This is a genomic window from Arhodomonas sp. KWT, assembly GCF_010993615.1.
The window spans coordinates 1-577 of sequence record NZ_WNXE01001038.1 but is presented as its reverse complement, the minus strand read 5'-3'; the positions used below and the strand labels follow the sequence as shown (position 1 = coordinate 577).

At 74.9% G+C, this 577-nt stretch carries 1 protein-coding gene; it reads right to left on the bottom strand.

The genetic code is table 11. The features are described 5' to 3' along the window. A partial coding sequence (locus G7A99_RS24020; protein WP_205600051.1) for an SDR family oxidoreductase occupies window positions 1–577 on the bottom strand: 577 nt, incomplete at both ends.

Here is a 577-nt window from a genome sequence, read left to right as displayed (position 1 = left end):
ACAGGGGCAGACCACCCAGACTGGTGCCGCCGCAGACGTAGAGCGTCTGCCCGGTGATGAAGCCGTTCTCCGGCGCGGCCAGGAAGGCCACCGCCCGCGCCACGTCCGCCGGCTCCCCGAGGCGGCCGACGGGCACGCCCTCCGCCAGCCGCGTCTCGCGCTCGCTGCCCGCCGGCACCACGCCGTGGAACATGTCCGTGCTGCGCACCGGCCCCGGAGCGACCACATTCACCGTGATCCCGTCCCCGGCGAGCTCCAGCGCCCAGGTCCGCGCCATGCCGATCATCCCGGCCTTGGTCGCGGAGTAGCTGGTCCGCGTCTGCAACCCCTGCGCGGCCCGCGAGGACAGCAGCACCACGCGCCCGAAACCACGCTCGCGCATGGCCGGCAGGGCCGCCTGCACCAGGGTGATGGCGGCACCGAGGTGGAGGTGGGTCAGCGCGTCCAGGTCCTCGCCCGCGACCTCGTCCAGCAGCGCCGCGCGAATCACCCCGGCGTTGTGCACCACGGTGGTCACCGGATGGCGCGCCGCCACGTCCGCGGCGACCCGGGCCGTGGCCGCCGGGTCCATGAGGTC